Origin of the sequence: Scytonema sp. PCC 10023 (assembly GCF_963920835.1) — a bacterium.
Lineage (GTDB): Bacteria > Cyanobacteriota > Cyanobacteriia > Cyanobacteriales > Nostocaceae > Kalymmatonema.
On the sequence record NZ_CAWUDP010000211.1, the window covers coordinates 1 to 5,555 of the forward strand.

9 protein-coding genes are annotated in these 5,555 nt (G+C 44.5%); 2 read left to right on the plus strand and 7 right to left on the minus strand.

The window, feature by feature from the left end; all coding sequences use genetic code 11:
• Positions 1-31: 31 nt before the first annotated feature.
• The 5 genes from ACM0OZ_RS47540 to ACM0OZ_RS47560 form a co-directional block, all read right to left on the minus strand.
• Positions 32-706, minus strand: coding sequence for a hypothetical protein (locus ACM0OZ_RS47540; RefSeq protein WP_414589937.1), 675 nt, complete (start codon positions 704-706; stop codon positions 32-34).
• Between the two features lie 115 nt (positions 707-821).
• Positions 822-1,175 (minus strand): hypothetical protein, encoded by a 354-nt coding sequence (locus ACM0OZ_RS47545; protein WP_414589938.1) that lies wholly within the window; start codon positions 1,173-1,175, stop codon positions 822-824.
• Between the two features lie 15 nt (positions 1,176-1,190).
• Positions 1,191-1,787 (minus strand): hypothetical protein, encoded by a 597-nt coding sequence (locus ACM0OZ_RS47550; protein ID WP_414589939.1) that lies wholly within the window; start codon positions 1,785-1,787, stop codon positions 1,191-1,193.
• Between the two features lie 19 nt (positions 1,788-1,806).
• Complete coding sequence (locus ACM0OZ_RS47555) at positions 1,807-2,877, minus strand: hypothetical protein (protein WP_414589940.1); 1,071 nt, start codon at positions 2,875-2,877, stop codon at positions 1,807-1,809.
• Positions 2,874-3,182 (minus strand): hypothetical protein, encoded by a 309-nt coding sequence (locus ACM0OZ_RS47560; protein ID WP_414589941.1) that lies wholly within the window; start codon positions 3,180-3,182, stop codon positions 2,874-2,876. Before ACM0OZ_RS47560 ends, ACM0OZ_RS47555 begins: the two co-directional genes overlap by 4 nt.
• Before the next feature lie 157 nt (positions 3,183-3,339).
• Here ACM0OZ_RS47560 and ACM0OZ_RS47565 point away from each other — a divergent pair, with 157 nt between their 5' ends.
• Both ACM0OZ_RS47565 and ACM0OZ_RS47570 read left to right on the plus strand, forming a co-directional pair.
• Positions 3,340-3,705: a helix-turn-helix domain-containing protein gene (locus ACM0OZ_RS47565; RefSeq protein ID WP_414589942.1), complete on the plus strand. Its 366-nt coding sequence runs from the start codon at positions 3,340-3,342 to the stop codon at positions 3,703-3,705.
• A 209-nt stretch (positions 3,706-3,914) separates the two neighbouring features.
• Positions 3,915-4,148, plus strand: coding sequence for a hypothetical protein (locus ACM0OZ_RS47570; protein WP_414589943.1), 234 nt, complete (start codon positions 3,915-3,917; stop codon positions 4,146-4,148).
• Positions 4,149-4,791: 643 nt separating this feature from the next.
• On the opposite strand, the gene ACM0OZ_RS47575 is transcribed toward ACM0OZ_RS47570, so the two are convergent.
• Together ACM0OZ_RS47575 and ACM0OZ_RS47580 are read right to left on the minus strand one after the other, a co-directional pair.
• The gene (locus ACM0OZ_RS47575; RefSeq protein ID WP_414589944.1) at positions 4,792-5,058 is read right to left on the minus strand and encodes a hypothetical protein; all 267 of its coding nucleotides are present in this window, start codon (positions 5,056-5,058) and stop codon (positions 4,792-4,794) included.
• An 88-nt stretch (positions 5,059-5,146) separates the two neighbouring features.
• On the minus strand, positions 5,147-5,464 hold the full coding sequence (locus ACM0OZ_RS47580; protein WP_414589945.1) for a hypothetical protein: 318 nt from the start codon (positions 5,462-5,464) through the stop codon (positions 5,147-5,149).
• Positions 5,465-5,555: the final 91 nt, after the last annotated feature.

The window sequence follows — 5,555 nt, forward strand, 5'->3', positions numbered from 1 at the left end:
GAATGATCCTTATTGCTGGTCGAAGCGTTTCTTATTGCTGGCTCCTACACATAGTTGGGGATTCCTGGGTATCTTTTACTGAGGATGTCTGAGCAGTAATCGTCGATTTCTGCAAGTCCAATGAGTTGAAAACCTCCTGTTTGGATTCCGGCAAGGGGGAACCCGACGCCAACACCACTGCACAAGTCAATCTGCTTAACGTCTCCCACTGCTTCCACGCTTCCTCGTATTCTGCAACTGTTTTAAAATCGTCTGGCTCTGGTGGTTCGGTGCCAGTTTCCAGAAAAATAGTTAGCTGGTTCCCGTCCGCCTTATGTGCTGGGCTTGGGTCGAAGTGGTCAGGATTCCATCGGTCATCATCATTAGGGCGTTCTTGTAGCGTTTCCCCTGGAGAATCGCTTTCTGGTTTTGGTTCAATTTGATAGCCATACGATTTGATTTGCTTTGATGTGTACTCAGCGTCAAAGCCGTTATCCCAGCGAATTACATATTTTCCCCGTAATACCTTCTCAATGGTTCCACCGTTGGGGGCTGAAATGCGTGAGCCTACCTCCCACCTCTCAGCCTTATCTTCAATTCCTGGAAAAGCGCTGCCATCTTCCCAGGCAGGGTCGTAGATGGGCTGTTTGCCTTTCTTCTCAGAGGAATTTAACTCAAAGTCGTATGCCGTACCAGTGATGTACTGGTTAGTGTCGAAAAGTTCCATACTCATGTTAGGAATTTGGTAAGGAATTTGATAAGGTTTTTGATCAGGATTGGGTAGTGTCGTCTACCTCAATTCCTGTTTTCTGGCTAAAAAGCTAAAAAGCTAAAAAGCTAAATCAGAAAAGCGTTAATTGAATTCCTTGCGGTCGGGAATATTCCTGCTGGGCTGCCCTCAGCATTTTCTTCATGAGGGCTAGTTGCTTTTCTAAAAAATCATCCTCCTCAATGGCAGCGGGATTGTCCTCTAAGCAGAGTGAATAAAATGCGCCGTTGCAGATAGCATCTAGAGCAATTTCCCCATCGCAGGTGTAAAACTTCCAGTATCCACATGAGCCTACTAAATATCCAATGCAATACTCATCAGCATCCCCGCAGTAACGAAAGCCCATGTCTCTTAAAGCTTGCGCCTCATGAAGTTGTGCCGGACTAAGCCAACAAGGGTAGCGAGATTTTTGTAATGTTTCTTTCACAGCACACCTCGTCAATCAAAAATCAACTTCCTGGATATCAACTACGCGCCCGTCTACCCGCACTAACTCACAGCCGTTTTCTGGGTTGGATGCCCAATTAATTGCCCGTTGGCGCAGCTCGTCCAAGCCAGAGTTAAGATACTTTTTCATGTCCTCTAGCAAAGCCTTGCGGGTAACACTAGGGTCTATCACTTCGCCAATTGAGGTGAAACTTTTATCTCTAAATTTCTTCTTTCTACGTTTCTCGGCAGCAAGTCTTATGCACTGAATCATTACTTGCCTTTGTTCAGGAGACATCTCATCAGCCACCATTTCACTAGAGCGCAATGCAAGATAATTCGCTGGCTGTTGTCCCATAAAATTTTCACCGGGTGGTCTTTCAGGGTCGTAGCCTGCATACTCAAGCAAATCAGTCACTGATGGAAAGTAGCCGTAGGCTCTTGACTTCTTCTTGATACAGGTTGCGATCGCTGTCTCTAGCTCCTCATCTGATAGCTTCTCAACTCCCTGGTAGTAAACTGATTCGATAATGCCCCCGTCAAGAATGACCGTACTACCATAAAACGATTGCAAAGCAACCATGCACTTTTCAAAAACTGCATCGCTTGGCATATATGTTTACTCCCTCCCCTTATGCCGTAAATCTAATCCTGTGGTTTTTTCGTCTCGCTCTGGCTTCCTCGCGTTCCTTGTCCTCAAAAGCCTGCTTCACCTGCTGCACTTCTGGGAGAAAAGTTACCGCTGACTCCCAGTAGCTTTGCAAGGTATTCCAAGAGGTGATTGCCCCTTCGTCTAATTTTCTTAGATTTTTTTCGAGTGTTTTTAACCTGGCAATGATTGCTACTTTGTTCTTCTGCCCATTAGGTAGCGAGTACCAGGTACGGTTTGCCTCATACACTGCGTCTATCATCTCTGCTCGGAAAGAGACACCATCCGCCTCTTTCCAGGGAAAGTTTTGAGGCATGGCACTCAGTTTTTCTATCTCTCGCAGTTTTACTAACCGACCCGTAGCGTCTCGCGGCGGGGTAGACTGTTCCTCTCCGAAGGCGATCGCATTTATTGAGCAAGTCCCATCTTCGCTGACAACGAAGCTGGTAGCTGTGGATTGGTCACCTTCGCTGGTCGCTGTGGGTTGGCTCTCTTCTCCGACAATTTCAACTTCTAGCACTTCAGTGGAGGGGGGTGGAGATGGCGGTGGCGCGTCTGCCTCTTCTGGAATTGTCTCTCTTAAGTCTGTATTACTCTGAACAGTCTGATCGCGCGCGCGATCTATATATATGTCGCTGTGAGAATTTTCTAACTCGCTGTGAGAATTTTCTAACTCGCTGTGAGAATTTTCTAACTCGCTGTGAGAATTTTCTAACTCGCTGTTAGAAAAATCTAACACCGTGTGAGTTTTTTCTGGTGTAGCATTTGACCTAGGTGCGACAAGGTTTCTTGCTTTCCACTTGCTCACCCTGAAATCAAATAATCCCAGACTTTGCAGCTTAGCTTGGGATTGATTAATTGTTTCGCGGCGAATACCTAGCTGTAGTGCAAGTTCAGACTGAGACGGCATCTCTACAAAGCGATCGCCCCATCGGTCGAGCAAAAATAAATGCCAAAACAGGCGGTGATCAGCTTTAGTTAGTTGGTCACTCGCCAGGATTTCTACAATAGAATCGTCTAATTGAACAAAAGACCGCGCTTGCCCTTGACTCATGACTCATGCTCCTCGCCAGCTAGAATGAGGTTAAACGCCAAGTAAGCAGCGTCAATATTAAACAATTCTTGCGATTTAAGCTTCTGAAACTTAGCGATCGCCTTGCAAAAAGTACTTTTATTTATACTGATTTCAGAAAAAATCAGCGGGGTATCAGGCAAATCAGCGTAGTGATTGCCCCAAGGGTCTATGCTAAAATAAGTCCATAGCCGCCATTTACCAGCAGAAAGCTTCGCTTTATAAAGCTTCCTTGAAATGAATGTAGTGAGTGGATAAAAGCTCTGTCCTGAAGAGTTTTCTGTCATAATATCGGTAATTAATTTTGACGAACCTTTGAAACCCCGACAAACGTTGGGGTTTTTGTTTTTTGTGATAGCATAGGCGCAGGCTTAACTTCTTTGATTTCCTCTTAGAAATTAAGCTTACGCTCCCAAGCATACCATATCAACTTACATTATACTCATGAAAAAATTTAATAGAGCTTTGCAAAAAACCATGCAGGATTTTGGGATAAAGGGGGTGTGGCTATCTGAAAAAACTGGCATCAGCAACCAGACTATCTCGACCTTTATCCTTGGCAAGAACGAGATGAAAACAGATACCTTAGAGCGACTACTAGATGCACTACCTGCTGAAGCGCGTGATTATTTCTATAAAATCTTGCATCCACGCACTAGAGATGTAGAAGCTTTCTTGATGGAAGCAAGCCAAGAAGAAAAAGCAGAAGTTCTACGCTTAGTTGCTGCATCTCTAGAAAAAGATGTCACCAACTGCTCAAAGATAGCGGGAAAGCTCGTGCCATCTGATAAAGAGGTAATCCCGGTATAAGGGTAAATCGTTCTTTAGAAGGAAATATGAGAAACACAAGGCTTAAAGTATTGATTTTTAGCGGTACTGCTAAGGGATTTTATGGATAGACAGCCGCGACCCATGACAGGCAGGGCAAAATTGCGGGGTGGGTCTTTTACCCATAGACACTTTCTAAAGGCGATGCCAGCATAGAGTGGCATTTACTTTATAAAAATAAAAATAAATCCATGACAGAGAACGACTTCCAGGGACTCGTTGCTCATTGCCAAGCCTTAGACACTCAAAGAAAAGCACAGCTTATTTATTTGCTGCTTGGAGAAGATCGGAGCATAAAGGTGATTATTAATGAACCAATTTTTTCTACAAACTCAATCCCGAAATTTTTAAATACGATAGCTGATTTCCTTGTGGACACAAGCGGAGGAGGACGATTGAGACTTGAACTACACCGTGAAGCGTGATTATTCTCTATTGTTTTCAAGGTAACGAGGTGTACAAAAAAGTTTTTAAAAACTTTTCCCAGCTTTTTGAATGAATTGTAGTTTGACGAGGTAAATAGCCTGGGTGATTGCTTGAGAGAACGCGATCACCTATTTTTTTATTTTCTTGCCGATATGGGATTTCCCATAATTGGTGCTACATTTTCCTTTAAGAATCAACTTCGCGTTGACTAGTGACGACATTACCCACATGAACCAGTCGCGGCATTATCCACTTTGACCAGTGAGGACATAATTCACGTTGACCCACTCGCAAAAAAGATGGTGAAAAAGTAAATCACGCTTACTCTTGCACATCACGCGTACTAGCACGTTGATGGGGGAAGTTGTTCACGAGTCGTCGAAGTTGATCTGTAAATCCGTTCGCCACTTCATTCGGTTGGCGCGGTCACTCGTCTGCGGCTGCCGCACACCACACCAGGCGTTTACTCGTGAAATCCCTATCTATATATAGTGTGGTGGCGTCCGCCTCCGAACTTCGTGCCGCGACTCATCCAGGGAAAAGTTTTTAAAAATTCTTCTAAGAGGAATAACATCACATAGCCGCCGTCGCAAATGACAATCAACAAGAAGGAAGTGCAGCGCGTAGCGCTGCATTTCTTCATTAAAACAGGCTTAACTGTATTGCGTTTTGTCCGACAGCTAGGTGTTTCATTGCACGAATTCCAGTCTCATGCACCATCGCGCGAACCTTTTTCTGATTCAATTTCAAATCTGCTCGTTTTCTCTGTCCGGGCAGTGGCTCAAAAAAGTATTGAGTCCGTACGCTGTCGTTCGTGTACAGGAAGCGATAAAAAGTGCCATTGATGAAATAAATCATTCCTCGGCTGAGGTAGCTGCAGTCGTAAATCTTTGAAAAAGTGTTATACATAGTAGTGTCTCTCGCTGTTGGTGAGGGATAAGGAGAGAGGAAAGAAATCTTTGGTCGGACTACTTGCACCTCTCTCTTGCTTTAGTTTTCAAAACTCTGGGAATTCTTCTTCGTGTTCTTCGATGTCAAAGCGCCACAATCGCTGGTTTGATTCTTCTAAAAAGCGGTCGCGGCGTTCTGCAAATTGATATTCATACTGACGCTGATTTTCCGCGCCTAGGTATTTCCACACTGCAAATACGTGTTTATCGGGTATTTGTCCCAGTGCTATTGGATTGTTAATCAGATGATTGTTGGCGATCGCATCTTGTTCAAAAGCTTTTTTAATTCCTGAGTATGCGTGGCAAGTGCAAGTAACCTCATATGGGCTTAGGTGCAACTCGTAAAAGTCACCTGTGTTGCCCATTGCAACCAACTCATACCAGTCATTACCCGGCTGCAATTTGGGTAGAGTCGAGAGGGGGTATTATCCCCCGTCCCTCTCTGTTAGAACCGTA

Bases quoted from the DNA above. Each gene is read 5' to 3' on its own strand.
- ACM0OZ_RS47560 (WP_414589941.1), bottom strand. From the start codon at position 3,182: ATGACAGAAAACTCTTCAGGACAGAGCTTTTATCCACTCACTACATTC.
- ACM0OZ_RS47555 (WP_414589940.1), bottom strand. From the start codon at position 2,877: ATGAGTCAAGGGCAAGCGCGGTCTTTTGTTCAATTAGACGATTCTATT.
- ACM0OZ_RS47580 (WP_414589945.1), bottom strand. From the start codon at position 5,464: ATGGGCAACACAGGTGACTTTTACGAGTTGCACCTAAGCCCATATGAG.
- ACM0OZ_RS47575 (WP_414589944.1), bottom strand. From the start codon at position 5,058: ATGTATAACACTTTTTCAAAGATTTACGACTGCAGCTACCTCAGCCGA.
- ACM0OZ_RS47565 (WP_414589942.1), top strand. From the start codon at position 3,340: ATGAAAAAATTTAATAGAGCTTTGCAAAAAACCATGCAGGATTTTGGG.
- ACM0OZ_RS47550 (WP_414589939.1), bottom strand. From the start codon at position 1,787: ATGCCAAGCGATGCAGTTTTTGAAAAGTGCATGGTTGCTTTGCAATCG.
- ACM0OZ_RS47570 (WP_414589943.1), top strand. From the start codon at position 3,915: ATGACAGAGAACGACTTCCAGGGACTCGTTGCTCATTGCCAAGCCTTA.
- ACM0OZ_RS47540 (WP_414589937.1), bottom strand. From the start codon at position 706: ATGGAACTTTTCGACACTAACCAGTACATCACTGGTACGGCATACGAC.